Genomic DNA, 23584 nt, shown 5'->3' on the forward strand with positions numbered 1-23584 from the left:
TGGCGAGAGCGATGAGTCCCATGATGCCGCTGCCGCTCTTCTTGCCAGATTCCAGCAGGATGGCGAGCTTGATGACAAGCCACCACGGCGGTGCCCACGACCACGGCGATCAATGCGGTGACCGGAACGGCAAGTCGTGAGTGGACCACCGCAAGGGTGATCACTCCGGTAATCGTGCCGGGGCTGGCTGCGAAAAGAATCAGCGGACTGATGTTGAACCCACGCGCCGGCAAGGCCTGTCGATGAACTCGGCGATTTCACCGCGTGGCGAATCACGGTTCCAGATTGTCGAGGGCAGCATCAATGGCGAGCGTTTCATCGCCTTCCTGGCCACCCTGCTCGACAAGTCGCTGAAGTTCATGAATGGCTTGACCCAGTGGCTGGAAAAAGTACGGGCCTGTTTCAGGCACCCCGCCACGCTTTACGCCGTGTCTTGAATTATTGGGCCGGGTTAATAATGGAACGAACTGCTAGCCATGGCGGCTCGATACGACATCACGCACCGGGGATTCCGGGGCGATCAACCTCGCCTACTCCAGAACCTCGAGCGATTTGACCCAAAGATAGCGCCCGCTGAAGCCTCTGTCGACCTCGGCCAACAAGCGCACCTTGGTATCCGGGGTGACCGCGCGACCCTGCCACACCGGGCTCTCGACTACGACCCGGATCTCGCCGGTCTTGTCGCTGAAGGTGAAGTAGTTGGACCGCTGGTGCGCCACGATGCCCGGTAACCATCACGTAACTTCCCAATCGCGCCGCGCCACGGACCTGCTCCACGGTAGTCGCTCGTCCGGCGACACTCGGGCCTGAGAACTGAGCCGACACGTTCGCCGTCAATATCGAGCAAAAAAGCAGGACAAACAGCTAATTTCTCATAACACCTCCAATTCAAAGATGGCTGATTGAAGAGTGTAGGAAGGGCTACCTCAACCTCAATCCTCGTGACTTAGCATCTTGTCATGGAGCGGTTTTGTAGGCATGAGACTTGTGTGGCTTGGGTCGAATAGGTTGCGGTCGGTTTCGGTTGGGGATGAATTTTTGAAGGTTCAGGACAATCTCGGAGAACAGTGCGGCGACGATGCGCGAGGTCAAGCGAAGGCGACCGGTGAGCACTTGGAGCAGCAGACGGCGCAGATGCGAGAAAGCCAAGGTGCGATTGATACGCCACGGCGAATCTGGGGCGATGAGGTGCTCCGTGGCCAGATAGACCGCCAGCGCATTGAGGTTGTCGCAGAGCATCTTGGCGCCGACGTCCTGACAAGCCGCGAGCCAGGTCAAGCCAGACGTATGCTCAAGCGACAGGCGATGCTTGAGGCGCTTGAAGGCCTCTTCGATGCGCCAGCGCCGATGATAGAGATCTGCGAATGCAGGCGCCGGATACTGCGCACTGTCGAGCAAGGACGTCATGAGCACGCGCACCTTACCGGCGGGTGAGCTTCCCTCTGTATTTCGTCTGCCAAAGAGTGGATTTCATGCTACCAGTTTTTCCTGTTGTTGCTCACTGAGCCAGTTTTCCAAGAACTGAATCGGGGATCTGTAGCCCAGAGTTGAATGCTGCCGTTTCCCGTTGTAAAACACCTCGATGTACCCAAAGCCAGTGGCCTTCATGTCGGCGTGAGTGGCGTAGTGAATGCCATGCACCCACTCGTTCTTGAAGCTGTTGAACCAACTTTCCGTTGGTGCGTTGTCCCAGCAATTTCTTTTGCGGCTCATCGAGCAGATCATGCCGTAAGCCTTGAGCTTGTTCTGAAACGCGTGACTGGCGTATTGGCTCCCTCGGTCGGAGTGGTGCATCAATCCCGCTGCTGGCCGTTTCCTGAACCAGGCCATGGTCAGCGCATCGGTCACGATATCCGCCGTCATGCGCGGCTTCGGCGACCAGCCCACGACTTCGCGGTTGAATAGATCAAGCACGATGGCCAAGTACAGCCAGCCTTCGTCGGTCCACAGGGAGGTGATGTCAGACGCCCAGACTTGATTGGGGGCCGTCGGTGCGAAGTTTCTGGCGAGCAGATTGTCAGCGACTGGCAAACCATGTTTCGAGTTTGTCGTGACCTTGTAGCGCCGTTTGTGGCGGGCATGAATGCCGTTCTCACGCATCAGTCGTTCAACCCGCTCTTTGCTGGCCGGGAAGCCTCTGGCCCGCAATTCCCACACCATGCGCGGGCTGCCGTAGGCGCCTCTGATCTCCGCATCAATGGCACGAATGAGCGCCAGCATCTGGAGATCAGTCAGTCGCTTGCGATCCGGCCGACCACCGCGCTTCCTGGCACGAAAACCGCTGACGCTGACATTGAGCACCTCGCACAAATCGACGAGCGGATAGCGCAAACCTTGTTCGGCAATCCAGGCGTACTTCACAGGGCATCCCTTGCAAAGTACGCCGTCGCTTTTTTAGGATTTCATTCTCCCGCTTGAGATTCAGATTCTCCGCTCGCAGACGGGAGAGCTCCATTTCGTCTGGCGTCACCTCGCGCTTTCCCGCTCCTTTGAGATTGCCTTCTGCTGACGCTTTTATCCAGTTGCGAGGCGTCTGGTCGCCCAGCCCGAGTTCCTTGATCACGCGACTGATGCTCTGGCCATCCTTCACCCGCTGTGAACGCCAGTTCCTTGAACTCCGTCGTGTATGCCTGCTTCGGTATCTTCATTTCATGCCTTCCAAAAGTGACTTACCCTTGGCAGACTAATTTTCGAGGGAAGCTCAGTGAGCGCAACGATGGGATGCCGTCCATGTTGAGCGGCAATCTCCTGGAAGAGAAGAAATGGGTTTTGCCTCTTGCGCGCGGACCTCGGCCGAGGCCGAGGCCTTTATTACCTGTCCGGTTGGCCGATGGAAAACGCAGCATCTCTGGGGCGATGCTGTCAAATATTGTGGTCGCCATCGACGCCCGCCCAAGAAATGTGCTACTTTTGGGGTGCTGTCGCGCACGCGGCCAGTTTTCCTCAACCTCGACAGTTCACAGGAGGCGCCTAGATGAATAAGACCGAGTTGGTCGAAGTTGCTGCAAGAGAGGCCGACATCACCAAGGTCGCCGCCGAAAAGGCACTTTCGGCCATTATCGAGGCTGTCGTAAGCACTGTGGCGAGTGGGGGGTCGGTTACACTGGTCGGCTTCGGCACCTTCAAGTCCGCCAGTCGCGCCGAGCGTATCGGCAAGAATCCTAAGACGGGCGCTACCCTGACGATCGCGGCGACCACGGTGCCAAGATTTACCGCCGGCACAGCGTTCAAGGCTGCGGTCGCCTCCAAGAAACCCGCAAAGAAGAAGTAAGCGGGCCTCACCAATGCGGGATTCGTCCCGGCGGATTCCTCTTCCTGGCTTTCAATGAACGATCAAAACCCAGAAAACCCCCCAGTTGTCCCGCCGCCGGCACCGCCGCCCAATGATAACCGTCGCCGCCTGCGCGAGTTGCTGGCGATCTCCGAAAGGGACAGAACAGACGAGCAGTGGGATGAAATCATCGAGCTGGAAATTCAGCTCGCGCCGGGTAACCGTGCCTCCACATCCGACCTTGGCAGTGCTCAGAACCTTGGTGGTGGCCAGAACAAGCCGCCTGGCCAGCCAAAGAAGCACCGCCCCCGCACGATCAGCAATAACCGTCGGCCCCGGCCCAACAAACCAACGGGCAGCCAAGTCTGATTCCCCTGCCGTTGCGAATGAAGCGGCAATATTAATGTCATGCAGCAGTTTGATCTGATCATCGTCGGGGGCGGACTCGCCGGCGCCAGCCTTGCTATTGCCCTGCGCGACACGCCACTGCGCGTTGCGTTGGTCGAATACCAGGCGCCGACGCGCCCGGAAGGCTGGGATGCCCGCGTCTATGCCATCAGTCCGGCAAACGTGGCTTTCCTCAAGCGGATCGGCGCCTGGAAACATCTCGATGCCGAGCGTATTTCAGCGATTCACGGCATGGACGTGCGCGGAGACTCCGGGGGCAGGCTGGGATTCTCCGCTTACGAGGCCGGAGTTCCTGAACTTGGGTGGATACTCGAGGCGTCGCTCATGGGCTGCGAGTTCTGGGAGAGCGCCAAGCGGCAGAGCAATCTCACGCTGCTCTGCCCGTCGCGTCCGAAAAGTCTGGACTTCGCTGCGGACGGTGCCCGGCTCGAACTGGTCGATGGCTCGATCCTGACAGCCCGTCTGCTCGTTGGCGCCGATGGCCGGGATTCCTGGGTGCGTCGGACCGCGGGTCTTTCTGCGGTCAATATGCCCTACGGCGAAAAGGGCGTGGTCGCCAACCTGGAGACGGAAAGGCCACATCGTAATATCGCGCATCAATGGTTCCGCGACGATGGCGTGCTCGCCTATTTGCCTCTTCCCGGAAACCGCATCTCGATTGTCTGGTCGACTCCTGATGAAAACGCGGATCAACTTTGCGCCTTGCCTTCCGATCTCTTCTGCCAGCGCGTGGCCGCCGCAGGGTGCTATTGCCTCGGCGGGCTGCGAGTGGTGACCGCTCCGACCGCCTTCCCGCTACGGTTGATGCGCGTTCCACAAACCGTTGCGCCGCGCCTGGCTCTGGTCGGCGACGCGGCGCACGGCATCCATCCGCTTTCCGGGCATGGCATTAACCTTGGCTTTCAGGATGCCAGCGAACTGGCAGCCCTTCTTGCCGGTGCCCAGCCATGGCAGGACATAGGCGACGAGCGCTTCCTGCGGCGCTATCAACGTGCCCGTCGCGAAGAGACGGCGCTGATGCAGACCACGACCGACAGCCTGCGCCGCCTGTTCCGCGATGCGCCGCCCGGACTGCGCGGCCTGCGTAACCTCGGCCTGAACCTTGCCAACGGATTGCCATTTGTCAAAAATGCCCTGGTGCGTTATGCGCTGGGCGCCTTCTAGGAGAATTGAATGCTGAAGAAACTCTTGCCACTCGCGCTTGCCTCGATGTTCATCGCGACAGTCAACGCTGACGAGGCCGACATGAAGAGGGTAATGGAGTCCAAGCTCGGGGCCAAGGTCGAGAGCGTGACCAAGTCGGGTTATCTCGGTCTTTACGAAGTCTATTCGGAAGGCAGCATCCTTTATACTGATGAGAAGATGACGGCATTCATCGCCGGCGGCCAGTTGATTGACGGCAAGACGATGAAGAACGTCACCGAGGAGCGCATGCGCAAGCTGACCGCGATAAAGTTTTCCGAACTGCCGCTGGACCGGGCCATCAAGCAGGTGCGCGGCGATGGCAAGCGAGTCATGGCCACCTTTGAGGACCCCAACTGCGGTTATTGCAAGCGTTTGGCCAAGGAAATTCAGAAGCTGGACAATGTGACGATCTACACCTTCCTTTACCCTATCCTGTCCGAGGATTCGATCAGGAAGTCAAAGCAGATCTGGTGTTCCGTCGATCGCGCCAAGGCGTGGAACGACTGGATGGTCGAAGGGCGCGCACCGGCCGGCAAGGACGATTGCGACACTGCGGCTATCGTCAAGAATCAGGAGTATGGGCGTCGCCTCGGCATCAGCGGAACGCCGACGATATTTTTCGCCGATGGCGAGCGTGTGCCGGGCGCAATGCCGCTGGCGAAGATCGAGCAGAAGCTCGGCCAGTTGAAGTAAGGCTTTCCTTCACCGGGCCAGCCTGCGAATTCCGTGGGGTGGCCCGGCTTTCTCGCTCCCGCGTGGGGGCGAACGGGGCTTGAGAAATTCTGGGATCGGGGCAGGTCGACGACCTGACTTTGCTCCTTGGCGCCGCGCGCTTGGGCCACGCCCCTCGCGACTCCTTACGCCGGGGCGTCCAGCGACGAATCTCCCGCGCATGGCTGCGGTCGACTCGCAGCCTTGCTCAAAATCCACTTCTACTTCAGCAGCGACCGCATGGCGTCATCGCCAGGCAAAAAGGCGCCCAAATCCTTATAAATTACATTAAGAGTTTATACGCAGCCTTTGATTTTTATGGATATTTTTAAGTCGCAAACTTGTAAAACATCGCCTAAGTCATTGTTGCAAATGGATAAATCGGAATTTCGTTCTTGACTGAGGTTCTCTCATGTCCTAAAGTGGGAAAATGTGTAGAAAAGTGGGAAAAAAGGGAGCGAAGTCGGAATGTTCGAGGGGGCGGCGGCACTCAGTCTGGATGCGAAGGGGCGGCTTGCCATACCGGCAAGGCATCGCGAAAGCCTGCTCGCCGCTGGCGAGGGCTCGCTCGTCCTGACAGCGCACCCGCACCACTGCCTCCTCCTTTACCCGTCGCCGGCCTGGCAGCCGATCCGTGACCAGTTCCTCAAAGTTTCCAGCCTTGATCCGCGGACCGCTTCGATCAAGCGTGTGCTGGTCGGCAACGCGCGTACCGAGGAACTCGATTCCGCCGGGCGTATCCTTGTCGCCCCCGAGTTGCGCGAATATGCCCAGTTCGAGAAGACGGTCTACCTGGTTGGCATGGGATCGCACTTCGAGATCTGGAGCGAGGCCGGCTGGAAGCGGCAGAATGAACTGGCGGCGGAAGCGCTTGCGGGTGACTTGCCGCCCGGTCTCGGTGAGCTGGTGCTGTGACGCGCGGTTCGGCCCATGTAACTGTACTGCTCGAAGAGGCGGTGGAGGCACTGGCGATAAGAGCTGAAGGCGTCTACCTCGATGCCACCTTCGGGCGCGGTGGCCACAGCCGGCGCATCCTCGAACGCCTCAATGAAAAGGGCCGCCTGCTGGCGGTCGACCGCGACCCGATGGCAATTGCTGCCGGGCAAGCCATCAACGATCCGCGGTTTCACCTGGCGCATCGCGCCTTCGGCGAGATTGCCGGGGCGGCGCGCGAGGCTGGCGTTGCGGAAGTCGATGGGGTGCTGTTCGACATCGGAGTGTCGTCCCCGCAGATCGACGAGGGGGAGCGCGGCTTCAGCTTCCGCCACGATGCGCCGCTCGATATGCGCATGGACACGACGCGCGGCGAGACGGCGGCCGAATGGCTGGCACGGGCGGAAACAAGGGAAATTACGGAGGTCATCAGGAACTATGGCGAAGAACGGTTTGCTTTCCAGATTGCAAAGAAGGTTGTGGCTGCTCGGCTCGAACAGCCTGTTGTCACAACAGGCCAGTTTGCGGCACTCGTACGCTCGGCCGTGCGCACCCGTGAGCCAGGGCAGGACGCGGCGACGCGCAGCTTTCAAGCTCTACGGATTCATATCAATCAGGAACTCGGCCAGCTGGCGCTAGCCTTGCCGCAGGCTGTCCAACTGCTCAGGCCAGGCGGGCGGCTGGTGGTGATTTGCTTCCATTCGCTCGAGGACCGCATTGTCAAGAACTTCATGCGCGAGCAGTCGACGGCCGACTCGCTCCCCAAAAGCCTTCCGTTGCGCGCCGACCAGTTGCCGGCGCCAAAGCTGCGCCTGGTCGGTAAGGCGGTCAAGGCTTCCGCCGCCGAGGTTGGTGCCAACCCTCGGGCGCGCAGTGCGGTGATGCGGATAGCCGAGAAGATCTGATGGTCCGTTTCAACATGATCCTTCTTCTGATCGCCGTCGTTTGCGCATTGGGCGCCGTGACCTCCCAGCACCGTGCGCGCAAGCTCTTCCAGGCGCTGGAAGGAGAGCAGGAGCGCGTGCGTCAACTGGACATCGAATATGGACAACTGCAGCTCGAGCTATCGACCTGGGCGACCCATCCGCGGGTCGAGCAGATCGCCCGTGACCGACTGCGCATGGTAACGCCGGATGCGATTGGCAGAGTGATCGACAAGCCGGTACCGAAGTCGGCACCCAGGCCGGCGAAGCAGGGGGGGCGCTGATGGCCATCCGTCGGCGCACTCAACGCGGCCACCGGTTCACCGAGAGCCCGGTGCTGCAACTGGCCTTGCAGGGCTGGCGCTCGCGCATGGTCGGCCTGCTGTTGATGGGCGCCTTCGCGGCGCTGGTCGGGCGCAGCTTCTATTTGCAGGTCATCAACAACGACTTCCTGCAAGAGAAAGGCGAATCGCGCTACCGCCGCGATATTGAGGTTTCTGCCTTACGCGGCAAGATCGTCGACCGCAACGGCGACATGCTGGCCGTGTCGACGCCGATGAAGTCGATCTGGGCAATCCCCGGCGACGCGCGGACCATGAGTGCGGAGCAGAAGCGGCAACTGGCCGCGCTGCTCGACATGGGCGTCCGTGATTTGGATGGCAAGATTGCCCCGGAAAAGACATTCGTTTTCATCAAACGCCAGGTTCCGCCGGAAACCGCCGACCGCATCACCGCATTGAAGCTGCCGGGCGTGCATCAGGAAAAGGAATATCGTCGTTACTACCCTACAGGCGACATGACGGCGCACATCGTCGGTTTTACCGGCGTGGACGACAGGGGGCTTGAAGGGGTCGAACTGGCCTATCAGCCGAGTCTGATCGGGCGCCACGGCAGCCGTACCGTGATCCGCGACCGCCGCGGCAACATCGTCGAGGACATAGGAGCGCTGAAGCCGCCCCAGGATGGCAGGGACGTTCGCCTGGCGCTCGATTCGAAGATCCAGTATCTGGCGTACAGCCAGCTCAAGGCGGCGGTCGAGAAGCACAACGCCAAGGCGGGCGGCGCCATCGTCCTCGATACACGGAACGGCGAGATCCTCGCGCTGGTCAATCTGCCGTCCTACAATCCGAACAATCGCGAGCATCTCTCCGGGGCCCAACTGCGCAACCGGGCGATTACCGATACCTTCGAGCCGGGGTCGGTGATGAAGCCATTCACCGCCGCGCTGGCCCTCGAACGCGGCAAGGTGCGGCCGGATACCGTGATCAACTGCGCGCCGGGCAGGCTGACCATCGGCTCGGCGACCATATCCGATGCGCATCCCCACGGCGCCCTGACCGTGGCGCAGGTGGTCCAGAAATCGTCGAACGTCGGCACGGTCAAGATTGCACTCGGTTTCCCGCCCAAGGAGATGTGGGAAATGTTCGACAGCGTCGGCTTCGGCCAGGCGCCCAATCTCGGGTTCCCCGGCGAGGTGCATGGTCGCCTGCGGCCGTGGAAGAACTGGCGGCCGATCGAACAGGCGACGATGTCCTATGGACATGGCATATCGGTCAGCCTGATCCAGTTGGCGCGCGCCTATGCCATTTTCGCGCGTGACGGCGAGACAGTCCCGGTGACCCTGATCCGCAACGACGAGCCGCCGGCGCACGGCACTCGCGTCTTTTCGCAGCAGACGGCGCGCGAGATCCGCACCATGCTGGAAATGGCAGTGCAGCCGGAAGGGACCGCGCCCAAGGCCCGGGTGCCCGGCTACCGGGTCGGTGGCAAGACGGGTACGGCCTACAAGATCGAGGGCGGCGTCTATGTCAGGAAGTACGTCGCCTCGTTCGTCGGCCTGGCGCCGATTAGTGATCCGCGACTGGTGGTGGCGGTGATGATCGACGAGCCGACGGGTGGCGCACATTATGGGGGTGACGTTGCCGGCCCGGTGTTCTCGCAGATCATGGGCGGCTCCCTGCGCACGCTTGGAATTCCGCCCGACGATCCGGTTCAGGTGGCCGATGCGGCGACCGGGAAGGGGCGGCTGTGAACGCTCCACGCAAGATTCTCGACCGTCTGGCAGCGCGCGGCATCGTCGCCGTGGGAGTGGCCGATGACAGCCGTCAGGTGCGTCCCGGACACATCTTCCTCGCCTATCCGGGCGACCTCGCCGATGGACGCCGTTACATCGGCGACGCCATCGAGCGCGGGGCCGTTGCAGTGCTCTGGCAGGGAAACGGAAATTTTGCCTGGAATCCGGCGTGGACCGCGGCTAACTTGCAAGTCGACGGGCTACGGGCGCTCGCCGGTCCGCTGGCGCATCTGGTCTGTGGCGAGCCGAGTGCCAAGCTCTCGCTGATCGCCGTTACCGGTACCAACGGCAAGACCACGGTCAGCCAGTTCATTGCCCGCGCCCACGCCCGCAAGTGTGCGGTCATCGGCACGCTCGGCGCCGGCTTTCAGGGCGCGCTCGCGGATACCGGCTTCACGACGCCGGAAGCGACGACCCTGATGCGCCTGCTGGCCGGCTTCCGGAGTGCCGGGGCCGAGGCCTGCGCACTTGAAGCCAGTTCGATTGGCATCGTGGAGGGACGCTTGAACGGCGCACGGGTCGATGTTGCGGTGTTCACCAATTTAACCCGCGACCACCTCGACTACCACGGCAGCATGGAAGCGTATGCGTCGGCGAAGCGACGCCTATTTGCCTGGCCAGGCTTGCGCGCGGCGATTATCAATGCCGACGACGAAATGGGCCGCAAGCTGATGCGTGAAACGACCGCGCGCACTGTTCTCGGCTACGGCATCGGCGATCCGGCGACGACGGGCGGCGCGGCGGTGCGGGCCGAGAATCTGGTCGCGACGCCGGGTGGGCAGCACTTCAATCTGGTGCTGCCGGGCGGGCGCGCCAAGGTCCATACCTGCCTTCTCGGGCGCTACAACGTAGGCAACCTGCTGGCTGCGGCAGCGGTACTCCATGATGCCGGAATCGATGCCGGAGAAGTTGCCCGCCGACTGTCGGCGCTGACCCCTCCGGCCGGTCGGATGGAGCGCCTGGGCGGTGCCGGCGAGCCGCTGATCATCGTCGATTACGCGCACAGCCCGGATGCGCTGGAGAATGTCCTGCGGGCGTTGCGCCGTGTGGCGCAGGCGCGCAATGGAAGCCTCTGTGTCGTTTTCGGCTGCGGTGGCGACCGCGACCGCGGCAAGCGACCGCAGATGGGTGAGGTTGCCGCCCGGCTGGCCGATCGCGTGGTGCTGACCAGCGATAACCCGCGTGGCGAGGACCCGGCGCGCATCATTGCCGACATCCAGGCTGGCATGTCGCCGGTCGAGTCCATCGTCGACCGATCCGTTGCCATCCGCCGCGCCATCGCCGGCGCCGGTGTCAACGATATCGTACTGCTTGCCGGCAAGGGACATGAGCCCTACCAGGAGGTCGCCGGGGTCCGGGCGCCGTTCTCCGATGTCGACCAGGCCCGGGCCGCGCTTGCCTTGCGTCGGGAATGTCCGCGGGTGGTGGCATGATGAACTGGCAGCTTTCCGGAATCCAGCGCGCCATCGGCGGCGTCCTGAGCGGCCGGGATCAGGCGATTGCCGGCGTGTCCACCGACACGCGCGGCATCGGCGCCGGGCAATTGTTCGTGGCGCTGCGCGGCGAGCGTTTCGACGGCCACGACTTTCTCGAACAGGCCGTTGCAGCGGGCGCCGGTGCGCTGCTGGTGGCGGAGGGGGCGCGCATACCGGTGGGTACATCGGCGTTGGTCGTCCCCGATACGCGGCTTGCCTTGGGCCGAATGGCTGCCGCCTGGCGCGCCCGCTTTGAAATTCCGGTCATTGCCGTGACCGGTTCGAACGGCAAGACGACGACCAAGGAAATGATCGCCGCCATTCTCAGGAGCGAGTTTGGCGATGCCGTACTGGTGACGCGCGGCAATCTGAACAACGATATAGGTTTGCCATTGACCTTGCTTGGACTCGACCCCAGCCATCGGGCGGCCGTCATCGAGATGGGCATGAGTCACCCCGGTGAAATCGCCTATCTGGCGCCGCTTGGCGCCCCGACGGTCGCGGTGGTGACCAACGCACAGCGGGCTCACCTCGAAGGGATGGGCGACATGAACGAGGTCGCCCGCGAAAAAGGCAGCATCTTCGCCGGGCTCGCCGACGGTGGCGTGGCGGTGGTCAACGCCGATGATGCCTATGCCGATCTCTGGCGGATGATGGCGGGAAGCCATCTGCTGCGCACATTCGGCATCGAGCACGCTGCCGTCGTGCGGGCCGGCGTTCGCCAGCAGGGACTGACGACGCGCCTGAGTCTCCAGGCGCCGGAAGGCAGGGCCGAACTGAAGCTGGCGGTGCCGGGGCGCCACAATGCGCGCAACGCGCTGGCCGCGGCTGCTGCCTGTCTCGCCGCCGGAATCCCCCTGGCGGCCGTGACGGCCGGCCTCGAGGGGTTCGCCGGCCTCAAGGGGCGCCTGCAGCGGCGTCAGGGGCGCGCCGGCGCGGTGGTGCTCGACGATACCTACAATGCCAATCCCGACTCGGTGCGCGCCGGGATCGACGTACTGGCCGCCACGGTCGGACGCAAGGTTCTCGTCCTCGGCGACATGGGCGAAATCGGCGAAGCCAGCGGCCAGTATCACGACGAGATCGGCGGCTACGCCAAGAGCCAGGGAATCGACCGTCTGCTGGCGTTCGGCGATGCCAGCCAGCAGGCGGTGCGCAACTTTGGCGAGGGCGCCCGGCATTTCTGCGACATCGAAAAGCTGATTGCCGCGGTCAACAAGGAATTGGGGCCGGAAACCACGGTGCTGGTCAAGGGTTCGCGGTTCATGAAGATGGAGCGCGTGGCGGATGCCATCGTCGGCGAGGGGAGAGACTGATGCTGCTCGCGCTGACTCAATGGCTGGCCCAGGACGTCCGCTTCTTCAACGTCTTCAACTACATCACGTTGCGCACGGTGCTGGCGGCGATGACGGCGCTGCTGATTTCTTTCGCCACCGGCCCGCGGGTCATCCGCTGGCTGGCCGCCAGGAAGATCGGGCAGGCGGTGCGCAGCGACGGGCCGGATACTCACCTCGTCAAATCCGGGACGCCGACCATGGGCGGCGTAATGATCCTGATCGCGATCGCCATCACCACCCTGCTATGGGGCGACCTGAGCAACAAGTACGTATGGACGGTGCTCATCGTCACGCTCGGCTACGGCATCGTCGGCTGGTACGACGACTGGAAGAAGGTCGTGTACCGCGATCCCAGGGGGCTGGCCGCGCGCTGGAAATACTTTTGGCAATCGCTGCTCGGCATCGGCGCCGCCCTGTTTCTCGCCTTCTCGGCCAAATCCGGAGCGCAGACCGAACTGATCGTGCCCTTCTTCAAGACCATCGCCTACCCGCTCGGGGTCGTCGGCTTCATCACCCTGACCTATTTCGTGATTGTCGGCACCAGCAATGCGGTCAACCTCACCGATGGCCTCGACGGTCTCGCTATCATGCCCACCGTCATGATCGCCGGCGCCTTTGTGCTCTTCGCCTACGTGACCGGCCACGCGGTCTACGCCAAATACCTGCTGATTCCCTACGTGCCGGGAGCCGGCGAATTGTGCATCCTGCTCGGCTCGATCGCCGGCGCCGGGCTCGGCTTCCTGTGGTTCAATGCCTATCCCGCCGAAGTGTTCATGGGCGATGTCGGGGCACTTTCGCTGGGCGCCGCGCTCGGCACGGTCGCCGTGATCATTCGCCAGGAGATCGTACTGGTCATCATGGGCGGCGTCTTCGTCGTCGAGACGCTGTCGGTGATGCTGCAGGTCTCGTATTTCAAATACACCAAGAAGAGATACGGCGAGGGCCGGCGCATCCTGCGCATGGCACCGCTGCATCACCATTTCGAACAAAGCGGCTGGAAGGAAACGCAGGTCGTCGTCCGTTTCTGGATCATCACCATCATGCTCGTGCTGATCGGGCTTTCGTCGCTGAAGTTGCGCTGATGGAACTCAAGGGTAAACATGTTCTGGTGGCCGGGCTCGGCGAGTCCGGACTGGCGATGGCCAAGTGGCTACATCGCCAGGGCGCGTTCGTCCGCGTCGCCGATTCGCGCGACAACCCGCCGAATCGCGATGCGCTGGCCCGTATCGCACCGGATGCCGAGTTGATCGCCGGTCCGTTCGCGGCGACGACTTTCGCCGGTGTCGACCTCGTCGCGCTCTCACCCGGGGTGCCCAAGGCGACGCCCGAGATCGTTGCGGTCGACGCGCCGATTGTTTCGGAAATCGAGTTGTTCGCCGCCGGTGTGCGCGAGCAGGCGCCGGGCTCGCAGATCATCGCCATCACCGGCAGCAATGGCAAGACCACGACCACGGCGCTAACCGCCCATCTGCTCAACGGTGCCGGCGTGGCGGCCGTCGCCTGCGGCAACATCTCGCCGTCGGCGCTCGATGCGCTGATGGATGCGCTGGACGCCGGCCGGCTGCCGCAGGTCTGGGTCGTGGAACTGTCCAGTTTCCAGCTTGAAACGACGCATCGGTTGAATGCCGATGCGGCGACCGTCCTCAATGTTTCCGAGGATCACCTCGATCGCTACGGCGGCAGCCTGGCGACCTACGCCGCAGCCAAGTCGCGCATCTTCCAGGGTAGTGGGGCGATGATCCTCAATCGCAACGATGACTGGTCGATGGCTAACGGGCGCTGTGGGCGCCGGATGCTGACCTTCGGGCTCGACGCCGCGCCGCGCGCAGTCGACTACGGACTGAGCGGCGGGGCGCTGTGCAAGGGCAATAAGCCGCTTGTTTCGATCGACACCTTGAAACTGGCCGGGTTGCACAATGTCGCGAACGCGCTGGCGGCGCTTGCCCTGTCCGATGCCATCGGCGTCGCACCCGAAAGGCTGGTCGAGCCGCTCAAGTCGTTTACCGGCCTGCCGCACCGCGTCGAACCGGTAGCTGAGATCGCCGGGGTCCGCTATGTCGATGACTCCAAGGGCACCAACGTCGGCGCGACGCTCGCCGCAGTCGAAGGTCTTGGGTGCAAGGTGGCCATCGTGCTCGGTGGCGAAGGCAAGGGACAGGACTTCGGTCCGCTGCTGCCAGCACTCAGGAAGCATGGCCGGGCGGTGGCCCTGATTGGCAGCGCCGCCGAGATGATCGAGGCGGCACTCGGCGGCTGCGGGTTGCCGATGCGGCGTGCCGATGACATGGAGACGGCCGTGCGCTGGCTGGCCGGCGAGGCGAGGTGCGGCGATTGCGTATTGTTGTCACCCGCCTGTTCCAGCCTCGACATGTACGACAACTATGCTGAGCGGGCGGCCGCCTTCGTGACTGCGGTGAGGGGCCTGCCATCATGATGCTCAACACCCTCGACGCGCCGCGCCGCCAGTTGCCCGAGATCGACTACGCCCTGTTGTGGACCGTCCTGCTGCTGTTGTTTGCCGGCATGGTCATGGTCTACTCGGCATCGATCGCGATTGCCGAGGCCGGCCGCGCCACCGGCCATCAGCCGACCTACTACCTGATCCGCCACGCGATCTTCCTGGCGATCGGAATAGCCGCCGCCGCGATTTCCTTTCAGGTTCCGATGAAAGTCTGGCAGCGCTACGCGCCAATGCTCTTCATGATCGGCGTCGCCCTGCTGGCGATCGTGCTGATCCCCGGTATTGGTCGCGACGTCAATGGCGCGCGGCGCTGGCTGCCTCTCGGCATCGTCAACCTGCAACCTTCGGAGCTGATGAAGCTGTTCGCTGTTCTCTATACCGCCGACTACACGGTGCGCAAGATCAACGTCATGCACGATCTCAAGCAGGCCTTCCTGCCAATGTTCAGCGCGATGGCCGTGGTCGGCATGCTGCTGCTCAAGGAGCCCGATTTCGGCGCCTTCGTCGTCATCATCGCGATCGCCATGGGCATTCTGTTCCTTGGCGGGCTCAAGGCGCGCCTGTTCGCCTTGCTGATCGTCGGCCTGCTGGTAGCGTTTGCCGTGCTGATTATCGTCTCGCCCTACCGGCGCGACCGCGTATTCGGCTTCATGGATCCATGGGCCGACGCCTACGGGCGCGGCTACCAGCTTTCGCATTCGCTGATCGCCTTCGGGCGCGGCGAACTATTCGGCGTCGGCCTTGGCGCCAGCGTCGAAAAGTTGTTCTACCTGCCGGAAGCGCATACCGACTTCCTGCTCGCGGTGATCGCCGAGGAACTGGGTTTCTTTGGGGTGCTGGCGGTGATCGCCCTGTTTGCCCTGATCGTGCAGCGCGCCTTCGCCATCGGCCGCCAGAGCGTCCAGCTCGACCGCCTCTTTCCGGCGCTGGTTGCCATGGGTGTCGGCATCTGGATCGGTGTCCAGTCCTTCATCAACATGGGCGTCAACATGGGCCTGCTGCCGACCAAGGGCCTGACCCTGCCGCTGATGAGTTTCGGCGGCTCCGGCATCCTCGCCAATTGCGTCGCGCTGGCAATCCTGCTCAGGGTTGATTGGGAAAATCGCCAATTGATGCGTGGAGGCAAGTTGTGAGGAAGCTCTGCATGTATTCGCATCAGTTGGCGCTTTCGTCGCAGGCCTACCCAGCGCAGCCGGCGTTAAGCGCGCAGCGCGGCCGGAGACAAAACAGGCAGCTCATGCGAGGTGGGAAAATATGACCCAGACACTTCTCGTGATGGCTGGCGGGACCGGTGGGCATATCTTTCCGGCCCTCGCTGTTGCCGAAAAGATGCGCGGGCGCGGCTGGAATGTCTACTGGCTGGGCAATCCCGACGGCATGGAGGCGCGCCTTGTGCCGCTGCACGGTTTCGAGATGGTCTGGATAAAATTTGCCGCGTTGCGCGGCAAGGGCCTGCTGCGCAAGCTGCTGTTGCCGCTCAATCTGTTACGCGGCTTCTGGCAGGCTCAGAAGGTGATCCGCAAAGTCAATCCCAACGTGGTTCTCGGCATGGGCGGCTACATTACCTTCCCGGGGGGAATGATGGCAGCCCTGCTGGGCAGACCGCTGGTCCTGCATGAACAGAATTCGGTCGCCGGACTGGCCAACCGGGTTCTGGCCGGCGTCGCCGACCGCATTCTTACCGGCTTCCCGGACGTGTTCAAGGCTGGCAGTTGGGTGGGTAACCCGGTGCGCCCGGAAATCGCGACCATGGCACCGCCGGCCGAGCGCTTTGCGCAACGGACCGGCGCGCTGCGCCTGCTGGTGATCGGCGGCAGCCTCGGGGCGCAGGCGCTGAACGAGACGGTCCCGCTGGGAATGGGCCTGCTGGGCGCGGACGAGCAGCCGCAAATCGTCCATCAAGCCGGCGAGAAGCATCTCGAGGCGCTCAAGGCCAATTACGCAGCCGTCGGTGTCCAGGCGCACTGCGTCTCATTCATCGAGGACATGGCCGGTGCCTATGAGTGGGCCGATCTGGTCATCTGTCGTTCCGGCGCGCTGACCGTGGCGGAACTGGCAGCGGCGGGCGTGGCGAGCATCCTGGTCCCCTTCCCGCACGCTGTCGACGATCACCAGGCCGGCAACGCGAGGTTCCTGGTCAACGTCGGCGGTGCCTTTCTTCTTCCGCAGGCCGACCTGACGCCGGAGGCGATTGCGTTGATCCGTAACTACAGCCGCGGTCAACTGCTGGAAATGGCCGAGAAAGCGCGCAGCCTGGCGAGGCCCGAAGCCACGGAAGAACTCGCGACCGTCTGCGCCGTGGTGGCAAAATGAAGCACAAGGTCAAGCACATCCACTTTGTCGGTGTTGGTGGCTCAGGGATGAGCGGCATCGCCGAGGTTCTTGCCCACCTCAGCTACACGGTGAGTGGCTCCGACCTGGTCGTCAGCGCAACGACGCGCCGCCTCGAGGTTGAAGGCATCAGGGTAACCATCGGTCATGCTGCGGAGAACATCGCCGGGGCCGACGCCGTGGTCGTCTCGACGGCGGTCAAGGCCGACAACCCGGAGGTGATCGCTGCCCGTGAACGGCAGATCCCTGTTGTCCCGCGCGCCCAGATGCTGGCTGAGCTGATGCGCCTGAAGCAGGGTATCGCCATCGCCGGAACCCACGGCAAGACGACCACGACCAGCCTGGTAACCAGCATCCTCGCCGAGGGCGGCATCGATCCGACCTTCGTCATCGGTGGCCGCCTGAACGCGGCTGGCGCCAATGCCCGTCTGGGGAGCGGCGATTTCATCGTGGCCGAGGCGGACGAGTCGGATGCCTCCTTCCTCTTTCTGTCGCCAGTCATCTCGGTGGTCACCAACATTGACGCTGACCACATGGAGACTTACGGCCATGACTTCGAGCGGCTGAAGAGCGCCTTCGTCGAATTCCTGAACCGGCTGCCCTTCTACGGTGTCGCCGTACTCTGCGCCGACGACGCGAACTTGCGCGCCATCATGCCCCGGGTTTCCAGACAGATTGTCACCTACGGCCTGGCACCCGACTGCAATTTGTACGCCGATAACATTGTGGCCGCCGACGGCCGGATGCGCTTCGAGTGTGTGCGGGTCAATGGGTCGGTGACGCGCCTGCCGATCACGCTCAATACCCCGGGCCTGCACAATGTCCTGAATGCCTTGGCCGCCATCGCGGTTGCGACCGAGGTGCAGGTGCCCGACGCCGCCATCGTCAAGGCGCTCGCCGAGTTCAAGGGGGTGGGTCGCCGCTTTCAGCGTTACGGCGAGGTGGCCTTGCCGTCAGGCGGCAGTTGTACGCTGGTCGACGACTACGGTCATCACCCGGTCGAAATGGCGGCCACGCTGGCCGCGGCGCGCGGGGCGTTCCCCGGTCGCCGGCTGGTGCTGGCCTTCCAGCCGCACCGCTACACACGGACGCGCGATTGCTTCGAGGATTTCGTCAAGGTGCTGTCCACGGTCGACGCGCTATTGCTGGCTGAAATCTATGCTGCCGGCGAAGCGCCGATCGTCGCCGCCGACGGCCGTTCGCTGGCCCGCGCCGTGCGCGTCGCCGGCAAGGTGGAGCCGGTGTTCGTCGAGGATATCGCGGCGATGCCGCAAGCCATCATGGATGTCGCCTGTGATGGCGACATCGTGTTGTGCATGGGCGCTGGCTCGATCGGTGCGGTACCGGCCAAGGTAGGGGGCGCCAATGAGTGATTTCGGCAAGGTTGCAGTGCTTCTCGGCGGCACCTCCGCCGAGCGCGAGGTGTCGCTCAACAGCGGATCGCGCGTGCTGGCCGCGCTGCAGGGGCAGGGCGTCGCTGCCCATGCCTTCGACCCAGCGACGCAGCCGCTCGAAGCGCTCAAGGGCTACGACCGCGCCTTCATCGTGCTGCATGGTCGGCACGGCGAGGACGGCACGATCCAGGGTGCGCTCGAATTGATGCACATCCCCTACACCGGATCCGGCGTCATGGCTTCGGCGCTCGGCATGGACAAGTTCCGCACCAAACTGCTGTGGCAGGCGGCTGGTCTGCCGGTGCCCGAGTACGCTTTGTTGACCGCCGATTCCGACTTTGCCGATGTCGAGGAGGAACTCGGGTTGCCGATCTTCGTGAAGCCGGCACGCGAGGGTTCGTCGATCGGCATCAGCAAGGTCAAGGAACGGAACAAGCTCCACCTCGCCTACGCCGAAGCGGCAATACATGATCCGCTGGTCATCGCCGAGAAGGGCGTGATGGGTGGGGAATACACGGTGGGTATTGTCGGTTCCGGTGATGACATGATTGCGTTGCCGACGATCAAGATCGAGCCGGCCACGGAGTTTTACGATTACCAGGCCAAATACAGCCGCGACGATACCCGCTATCTCTGCCCCTGCGGGTTGCCGGAGGCTATGGACGCAGAAATCCGCAGGGGCGCGCTCGAGGCCTTCCGCGTCATTGGTGGCCGGGGCTGGGGGCGGGTCGACTTTCTTCTCGATGAAGACGGCAATCACTACTTTCTGGAAGTGAACACTTGCCCTGGCATGACCGACCACTCGCTGGTGCCGATGGCGGCGCTGGCGGCGGGAATGGACTACCCGACGCTGGTGCTCAGGGTGCTGGAACTGGCAGCCAACGACTGAGACCGTGAATGTGGAACAAACCGCACATCCTCAATGCCATCGCCGACCTGCTGATTCTCGCGGCAGCGGCGGCGTTGCTCGTGGCGGGAGCGGTATGGCTGGTGCGTGTGCCATCGCTGCCGGTGCGCCAGGTGGTGTTCGTCCAGGAACTGCCGCACACGCGACGGGTGGAACTCGAGCAGGTGCTGCCGGCGGCGCTGAAAGGCAACTTCTTCAGCCTCAATCTGGAGGAGGTGCGGGGCACGCTGGAGAGACTGCCCTGGGTGCGCAAGGTCGAACTGCGGCGCGTGTGGCCTGCCGGCCTGGAGGTGAAAATCGAGGAACACCGTCCACTGGCTCGCTGGGGCGAGGGACGGGGCGAACTGGTCAATACCTTCGGCGAGGTCTTCGCGGCGAAGGCCCCGGCAGCCGAAATGGCCGTCCTGCCATTGCTCTACGGCCCATCGGGGACCGCACCGGAAGTGCTCAAGCGCTACGGGGAATTTGTCGGCAATCTCAAGCCACTCGGGCAGAAGCCGGTGCAGGTAACGTTGTCGCCGCGCTTGGCGTGGCAATTGAAGCTGGAAAGCGGAATGGTGGTCGAGATGGGCAGGGAGCAACCGAAATCACCGGTAGCAGTACGCTTGCAACGCTTCATCGAGGCCTATCCCGAGACGGTGGGCAGGCGGCAGGTTCAGCCCTCGGTTGTGGATTTGCGGTATCCGAACGGATTTGCGATGCGAGTCGCCGGTGATGTCAAGGGAAAGTAGGCATATGAGCAGGGATAACAAGGATCTGATTGTCGGACTGGACATCGGAACTTCGACGATTGTCGCGCTGGTTGCCGAGATCAACCAGGAAGGCCGCCTCAATGTGATAGGCATGGGCTCTCAGGATTCTCGCGGCCTCAAGAAGGGCGTCGTGGTCAACATCGAGGAAACCGTGCATGCGATCAGTCGCGTCGTGCAGGAGGTCGAACTGATGGCCGACTGCAAGGTGAAGGACGTGTATACCGGGATCGCTGGCAGCCACATCAAGAGTTTCAACTCGCACGGCATGGTGGCGATCAAGGACAAGGAAGTCACGCCGAGCGACGTCGAACGCGTCATCGAGACGGCCAAGGCGATGCCGATCCCGGCTGACCAGGAAATTCTGCACATCCTGACCCAGGAATTCGTCATTGACGGTCAGGACGGCATCCGTGAGCCGATCGGCATGAGCGGCATGCGCCTCGAGGTCAAGACGCATATCGTCACCGGGGCGGTGTCAGCGGCCCAGAATATCGTCAAGTGCGTGCGTCGTTGCGGGCTGGAGGTCAATGATCTTGTGCTGCAGCCGTTGTCTTCCAGCTACGCGGTGCTGTCCGAGGACGAGAAGGATCTCGGTGTCTGCCTGATCGACATCGGCGGCGGCACGACCGATCTGGCGGTGTGGACGCAGGGCGCCATCCGCTATACCTCGGTGATCCCGATCGCCGGCGACCAGATCACCAACGACATAGCAATGGCGTTCCGCACGCCGACACGCGAGGCTGAGCATATCAAGTGCAAGTATGGCTGCGCACTGTCGCATCTCGCCGACCATGCGAAAAGCATGGAAGTCGCCGGGGTCGACGACCGTCCGAGCAAGAAATTGACCGGCCGTGCCCTGGCTGATGTGATCCAGCCACGGGTCGAGGAACTCTACGAATTGATCCAGAACGAACTGCGTCGCGCCGGCTTCGAAGAGGTATTGTCGTCCGGCATCGTCCTCACCGGTGGTGCCAGCGTGATGCCAGGCATGGTCGAACTGGGCGAGGAAATTTTTCACATGCCGCTGCGCCTCGGTAGCCCGAAATACACGGGCAGCCTGGCCGATGTCGTGCAGTGTCCACGCTTCTCGACAGCCTTCGGCCTGCTGCTCGAAGCGCAGGCGCAGCGCAAGCGCGGCCAGAAGATAAAGGAGAAGCAGAACGTCAAGGATGTCTTTGATGGCATGAAGTCGTGGTTTGCCAAGAACTTTTGATATTTTTTTGTGTATTTTTAGAGGAGGAAGTCATGTTTGAAATCATCGAGAAGGACGAAGAGTACGGCACGATCATCAAGGTGTTCGGTGTCGGAGGCGCGGGTGGCAATGCCATCGAGCACATGATTCAGGAGGGGGTCAGCGGCGTCGAGTTCATCGCCGCCAATACCGATGCGCAGGCGCTTGGCCGCAATACAGCGACCAGCAAGCTGGCTCTCGGCACCACGGGCCTCGGCGCAGGCGCCAAGCCGGAAGTCGGTCAGGCGGCCGCCGAAGCGCATCGCGAAGAAATCCGCGAGTCGCTGCAAGGCGCGCACATGGCCTTCATCACCGCCGGCATGGGTGGTGGGACAGGCACCGGCGCCGCCCCGGTGGTGGCCGAAATTGCCCGCGAAATGGGGATCCTCACTGTCGGCGTCGTGACCAAGCCATTCAGCTTCGAGGGCAACAAGCGGATGAAGGCCGCCGAGACGGGAATCATCGAGTTTTCCAAGCACGTCGATTCCCTGATCGTCATCCTTAACGACAAGTTGATGGAGGTCATGGGTGACGACGCAGACGTCGATCACTGCTTCAAGGCAGCCGACGATGTGCTGAAGAATGCAGTTGGCGGCATCGCTGAAATCATTACCTACCCGGGTCTGGTCAACGTCGACTTCGAGGATGTGCGCACGGTGATGGGCGAAATGGGTCGCGCCATGATGGGTTCCGCCTCGGCAGCCGGTGTCGACCGGGCCCGCATCGCCGCCGAACAGGCGGTCGCCTCACCGCTGCTGGAAGGTGTCAACCTTTCAGGCGCCAAGGGGGTACTGGTTAACATCACCGCAGCCAAAGGCGGCCTGAGGATGAAGGAAGTCAACGAAGTGATGAACACCGTCAAGGCATTTGCCGCCGAGGACGCGCACATCATCTTCGGCGCGGTTTACGACGAGATGATGGACGATGCCCTGCGGGTCACGGTAGTGGCAACCGGCCTCGGCCAGACCAGCGCCCGTGCTCGTCAGTCGATCTCGATGGTCACGCCGATTCTCCAGATGGCAACCGGGACGGGCGATGCCGTGGCTTTCACGCCGTCTTCCGCAAGCGACTTTGCAAACTACGATGTCCCAACGGTTGTCCGCCGCGGGCAGCGCAACGTGACGGTCGAAGCGCTGGCCAACAGCGGAGTGGATCGCTACGACATTCCGGCCTTTCTGCGCAAGCAGGCTGACTGAGCGGCAATAAGACACCTCTGAAAAGGGCGGCTGCGCATTGTGTTACAATGCGCCGCCCCCGATTATTCAAGCACCCGCATGCTCAAGCAACGCACACTCAAGACCGTTATCCGCGCCTCCGGCGTCGGCCTGCATGGGGGCGTCAAGGTCAACATGACTCTCCGTCCGGCCGCCGCGAACAGCGGGATCGTCTTCCGGCGCACGGATCTGCCGGAACCAGTGGATATTCCCGCCACCGCCTTCATGGTCGGCGATACGCGGATGTGTTCGTGCCTGGAAAAGGCAGGAGTCAAGGTTGGTACGGTTGAGCACCTGATGTCGGCATTTGCCGGCCTCGGGATCGATAATGCCTGGGTCGATCTGGATGCCCCGGAAGTGCCCATCCTCGATGGCTCGGCTTCACCGTTTGTCTTCCTGATTCAGTCGGCAGGCATAGAGGAGCAGAACGCCGCCAAGAAGTTCATTCGCATCACTAAGCCCGTCGAGGTTCGCGATGGCGACAAGTGGGCGCGTTTCGAGCCTTATGATGGCTACAAGCTGACCTTTTCGATCACCTTCAATCATCCGGCGATCGACAAGTCGGCGCAGAAGTCCGAAATCGATTTCGCAGAGCATTCCTATGTTCGTGAAGTAGCCCGCGCACGTACCTTCGGGTTCATGCAGGAAGTCGAATACCTGCGTGAAAGTGGCCTCGCCCTCGGCGGCGGACTGGAAAACGCAATCGTTCTCGACGAATTTCGCGTTCTCAACCAGGACGGGCTGCGCTACGGCGACGAGTTCGTCAAGCACAAGATTCTCGACGCCGTGGGTGATCTTTACCTGCTCGGCCATCCACTGCTGGCGGCTTATTCGTCGCACAAGGGAGGACATGCGCTCAACAACATGCTTGCCCGCGAACTCCTCAATCGGCGCGATTCCTGGGAATTGGTGACCTTCGAACAGGTCGAGCGGGCGCCGGCAAGCGTGACGCGCTGGCTAAACCAGCTCGCATAGTC

22 protein-coding genes and 2 pseudogenes are annotated in these 23584 nt (G+C 62.6%); 21 read left to right on the forward strand and 3 right to left on the reverse strand.

Going from position 1 to position 23584, the window contains the following annotated elements; all coding sequences use genetic code 11:
- Positions 1 to 140 precede the first annotated feature (140 nt).
- A complete protein-coding gene (locus tag IPP03_16340) occupies positions 141 to 437 on the forward strand; it encodes a hypothetical protein (protein MBL0354138.1) in 297 nt (98 codons plus the stop codon).
- A 93-nt stretch (positions 438 to 530) separates the two neighbouring features.
- On the opposite strand, the pseudogene IPP03_16345 reads toward IPP03_16340, so the two are convergent.
- The 3 genes and pseudogenes from IPP03_16345 to IPP03_16355 form a co-directional block, all read right to left on the reverse strand.
- Positions 531 to 735, reverse strand: a pseudogene (locus IPP03_16345) (NirD/YgiW/YdeI family stress tolerance protein).
- A 474-nt stretch (positions 736 to 1209) separates the two neighbouring features.
- A pseudogene (locus IPP03_16350) lies at positions 1210 to 1425 on the reverse strand (transposase).
- 45 nt (positions 1426 to 1470) lie between these two features.
- Positions 1471 to 2590, reverse strand: a protein-coding gene (locus IPP03_16355; GenBank protein ID MBL0354139.1) for an IS3 family transposase whose coding sequence is annotated in 2 segments (ribosomal slippage) — positions 1471 to 2389 and positions 2388 to 2590 — 1122 coding nt in all. Because the reading frame shifts where the segments join, the coding sequence is not laid out codon by codon here.
- Between the two features lie 384 nt (positions 2591 to 2974).
- On the opposite strand from IPP03_16355, the gene IPP03_16360 reads away from it, so the two are divergent.
- The 20 genes from IPP03_16360 (at position 2975) to IPP03_16455 (ending at position 23582) form a co-directional block, all read left to right on the forward strand.
- On the forward strand, positions 2975 to 3271 hold the full coding sequence (locus IPP03_16360; protein ID MBL0354140.1) for an HU family DNA-binding protein: 297 nt from the start codon (positions 2975 to 2977) through the stop codon (positions 3269 to 3271).
- A gap of 54 nt (positions 3272 to 3325) precedes the next feature.
- Positions 3326 to 3640 carry a hypothetical protein gene (locus tag IPP03_16365; protein MBL0354141.1) on the forward strand — a complete coding sequence of 105 codons (315 nt, stop codon included), beginning with the start codon at positions 3326 to 3328 and terminating at the stop codon, positions 3638 to 3640.
- A gap of 39 nt (positions 3641 to 3679) precedes the next feature.
- Positions 3680 to 4843 carry a UbiH/UbiF family hydroxylase gene (locus IPP03_16370; GenBank protein ID MBL0354142.1) on the forward strand — a complete coding sequence of 388 codons (1164 nt, stop codon included), beginning with the start codon at positions 3680 to 3682 and terminating at the stop codon, positions 4841 to 4843.
- 9 nt (positions 4844 to 4852) lie between these two features.
- Entirely contained in the window at positions 4853 to 5557 is a 705-nt protein-coding gene (locus tag IPP03_16375; protein MBL0354143.1) for a DsbC family protein, read from the forward strand.
- Positions 5558 to 6043: 486 nt separating this feature from the next.
- The gene (gene mraZ, locus IPP03_16380; GenBank protein ID MBL0354144.1) at positions 6044 to 6490 is read left to right on the forward strand and encodes a division/cell wall cluster transcriptional repressor MraZ; all 447 of its coding nucleotides are present in this window, start codon (positions 6044 to 6046) and stop codon (positions 6488 to 6490) included.
- Entirely contained in the window at positions 6487 to 7413 is a 927-nt protein-coding gene (rsmH, locus tag IPP03_16385) for a 16S rRNA (cytosine(1402)-N(4))-methyltransferase RsmH (protein MBL0354145.1), read from the forward strand. Before mraZ ends, rsmH begins: the two co-directional genes overlap by 4 nt.
- Entirely contained in the window at positions 7413 to 7715 is a 303-nt protein-coding gene (gene ftsL / locus IPP03_16390) for a cell division protein FtsL (GenBank protein MBL0354146.1), read from the forward strand. Before rsmH ends, ftsL begins: the two co-directional genes overlap by 1 nt.
- The gene (locus IPP03_16395) at positions 7715 to 9463 is read left to right on the forward strand and encodes a penicillin-binding protein 2 (GenBank protein MBL0354147.1); all 1749 of its coding nucleotides are present in this window, start codon (positions 7715 to 7717) and stop codon (positions 9461 to 9463) included. Before ftsL ends, IPP03_16395 begins: the two co-directional genes overlap by 1 nt.
- Complete coding sequence (locus IPP03_16400) at positions 9460 to 10938, forward strand: UDP-N-acetylmuramoyl-L-alanyl-D-glutamate--2,6-diaminopimelate ligase (GenBank protein ID MBL0354148.1); 1479 nt, start codon at positions 9460 to 9462, stop codon at positions 10936 to 10938. Before IPP03_16395 ends, IPP03_16400 begins: the two co-directional genes overlap by 4 nt.
- On the forward strand, positions 10938 to 12296 hold the full coding sequence (gene murF, locus IPP03_16405; GenBank protein ID MBL0354149.1) for a UDP-N-acetylmuramoyl-tripeptide--D-alanyl-D-alanine ligase: 1359 nt from the start codon (positions 10938 to 10940) through the stop codon (positions 12294 to 12296). Before IPP03_16400 ends, murF begins: the two co-directional genes overlap by 1 nt.
- Positions 12296 to 13399, forward strand: a complete 1104-nt coding sequence (locus IPP03_16410) for a phospho-N-acetylmuramoyl-pentapeptide-transferase (GenBank protein MBL0354150.1) — start codon at positions 12296 to 12298, stop codon at positions 13397 to 13399. Before murF ends, IPP03_16410 begins: the two co-directional genes overlap by 1 nt.
- Positions 13399 to 14751, forward strand: a complete 1353-nt coding sequence (murD, locus tag IPP03_16415) for a UDP-N-acetylmuramoyl-L-alanine--D-glutamate ligase (protein MBL0354151.1) — start codon at positions 13399 to 13401, stop codon at positions 14749 to 14751. The genes IPP03_16410 and murD overlap by 1 nt, the downstream gene beginning before the upstream one ends.
- On the forward strand, positions 14748 to 15911 hold the full coding sequence (gene ftsW, locus IPP03_16420) for a putative lipid II flippase FtsW (GenBank protein MBL0354152.1): 1164 nt from the start codon (positions 14748 to 14750) through the stop codon (positions 15909 to 15911). Before murD ends, ftsW begins: the two co-directional genes overlap by 4 nt.
- Before the next feature lie 121 nt (positions 15912 to 16032).
- Entirely contained in the window at positions 16033 to 17091 is a 1059-nt protein-coding gene (gene murG / locus IPP03_16425; protein MBL0354153.1) for an undecaprenyldiphospho-muramoylpentapeptide beta-N-acetylglucosaminyltransferase, read from the forward strand.
- Positions 17088 to 18482 (forward strand): UDP-N-acetylmuramate--L-alanine ligase, encoded by a 1395-nt coding sequence (locus IPP03_16430; protein ID MBL0354154.1) that lies wholly within the window; start codon positions 17088 to 17090, stop codon positions 18480 to 18482. The genes murG and IPP03_16430 overlap by 4 nt, the downstream gene beginning before the upstream one ends.
- Entirely contained in the window at positions 18475 to 19392 is a 918-nt protein-coding gene (locus IPP03_16435) for a D-alanine--D-alanine ligase (protein MBL0354155.1), read from the forward strand. The genes IPP03_16430 and IPP03_16435 overlap by 8 nt, the downstream gene beginning before the upstream one ends.
- Before the next feature lie 8 nt (positions 19393 to 19400).
- Entirely contained in the window at positions 19401 to 20141 is a 741-nt protein-coding gene (locus IPP03_16440) for a cell division protein FtsQ/DivIB (GenBank protein MBL0354156.1), read from the forward strand.
- Between the two features lie 4 nt (positions 20142 to 20145).
- The gene (ftsA, locus tag IPP03_16445; GenBank protein MBL0354157.1) at positions 20146 to 21375 is read left to right on the forward strand and encodes a cell division protein FtsA; all 1230 of its coding nucleotides are present in this window, start codon (positions 20146 to 20148) and stop codon (positions 21373 to 21375) included.
- A gap of 32 nt (positions 21376 to 21407) precedes the next feature.
- Positions 21408 to 22589 carry a cell division protein FtsZ gene (gene ftsZ, locus IPP03_16450; GenBank protein ID MBL0354158.1) on the forward strand — a complete coding sequence of 394 codons (1182 nt, stop codon included), beginning with the start codon at positions 21408 to 21410 and terminating at the stop codon, positions 22587 to 22589.
- Between the two features lie 78 nt (positions 22590 to 22667).
- Positions 22668 to 23582 carry a UDP-3-O-acyl-N-acetylglucosamine deacetylase gene (locus IPP03_16455; protein MBL0354159.1) on the forward strand — a complete coding sequence of 305 codons (915 nt, stop codon included), beginning with the start codon at positions 22668 to 22670 and terminating at the stop codon, positions 23580 to 23582.
- The last annotated feature ends 2 nt before the right edge of the window (positions 23583 to 23584 follow it).

Source organism: Candidatus Dechloromonas phosphoritropha (assembly GCA_016722705.1).
In the GTDB taxonomy this organism is placed as follows: domain Bacteria; phylum Pseudomonadota; class Gammaproteobacteria; order Burkholderiales; family Rhodocyclaceae; genus Azonexus; species Azonexus phosphoritrophus.

What these genes read in the sequence shown, in the direction of transcription:
- IPP03_16360 (MBL0354140.1), top strand. Translation starts at nt 2,975, where the DNA reads ATGAATAAGACCGAGTTGGTCGAAGTTGCTGCAAGAGAGGCCGACATC.
- IPP03_16365 (MBL0354141.1), top strand. Translation starts at nt 3,326, where the DNA reads ATGAACGATCAAAACCCAGAAAACCCCCCAGTTGTCCCGCCGCCGGCA.
- IPP03_16370 (MBL0354142.1), top strand. Translation starts at nt 3,680, where the DNA reads ATGCAGCAGTTTGATCTGATCATCGTCGGGGGCGGACTCGCCGGCGCC.
- IPP03_16375 (MBL0354143.1), top strand. Translation starts at nt 4,853, where the DNA reads ATGCTGAAGAAACTCTTGCCACTCGCGCTTGCCTCGATGTTCATCGCG.
- mraZ (MBL0354144.1), top strand. Translation starts at nt 6,044, where the DNA reads ATGTTCGAGGGGGCGGCGGCACTCAGTCTGGATGCGAAGGGGCGGCTT.
- ftsL (MBL0354146.1), top strand. Translation starts at nt 7,413, where the DNA reads ATGGTCCGTTTCAACATGATCCTTCTTCTGATCGCCGTCGTTTGCGCA.
- IPP03_16395 (MBL0354147.1), top strand. Translation starts at nt 7,715, where the DNA reads ATGGCCATCCGTCGGCGCACTCAACGCGGCCACCGGTTCACCGAGAGC.
- murF (MBL0354149.1), top strand. Translation starts at nt 10,938, where the DNA reads ATGAACTGGCAGCTTTCCGGAATCCAGCGCGCCATCGGCGGCGTCCTG.
- IPP03_16410 (MBL0354150.1), top strand. Translation starts at nt 12,296, where the DNA reads ATGCTGCTCGCGCTGACTCAATGGCTGGCCCAGGACGTCCGCTTCTTC.
- murD (MBL0354151.1), top strand. Translation starts at nt 13,399, where the DNA reads ATGGAACTCAAGGGTAAACATGTTCTGGTGGCCGGGCTCGGCGAGTCC.
- ftsW (MBL0354152.1), top strand. Translation starts at nt 14,748, where the DNA reads ATGATGCTCAACACCCTCGACGCGCCGCGCCGCCAGTTGCCCGAGATC.
- murG (MBL0354153.1), top strand. Translation starts at nt 16,033, where the DNA reads ATGACCCAGACACTTCTCGTGATGGCTGGCGGGACCGGTGGGCATATC.
- IPP03_16430 (MBL0354154.1), top strand. Translation starts at nt 17,088, where the DNA reads ATGAAGCACAAGGTCAAGCACATCCACTTTGTCGGTGTTGGTGGCTCA.
- IPP03_16435 (MBL0354155.1), top strand. Translation starts at nt 18,475, where the DNA reads ATGAGTGATTTCGGCAAGGTTGCAGTGCTTCTCGGCGGCACCTCCGCC.
- IPP03_16440 (MBL0354156.1), top strand. Translation starts at nt 19,401, where the DNA reads ATGTGGAACAAACCGCACATCCTCAATGCCATCGCCGACCTGCTGATT.
- ftsA (MBL0354157.1), top strand. Translation starts at nt 20,146, where the DNA reads ATGAGCAGGGATAACAAGGATCTGATTGTCGGACTGGACATCGGAACT.
- ftsZ (MBL0354158.1), top strand. Translation starts at nt 21,408, where the DNA reads ATGTTTGAAATCATCGAGAAGGACGAAGAGTACGGCACGATCATCAAG.
- IPP03_16455 (MBL0354159.1), top strand. Translation starts at nt 22,668, where the DNA reads ATGCTCAAGCAACGCACACTCAAGACCGTTATCCGCGCCTCCGGCGTC.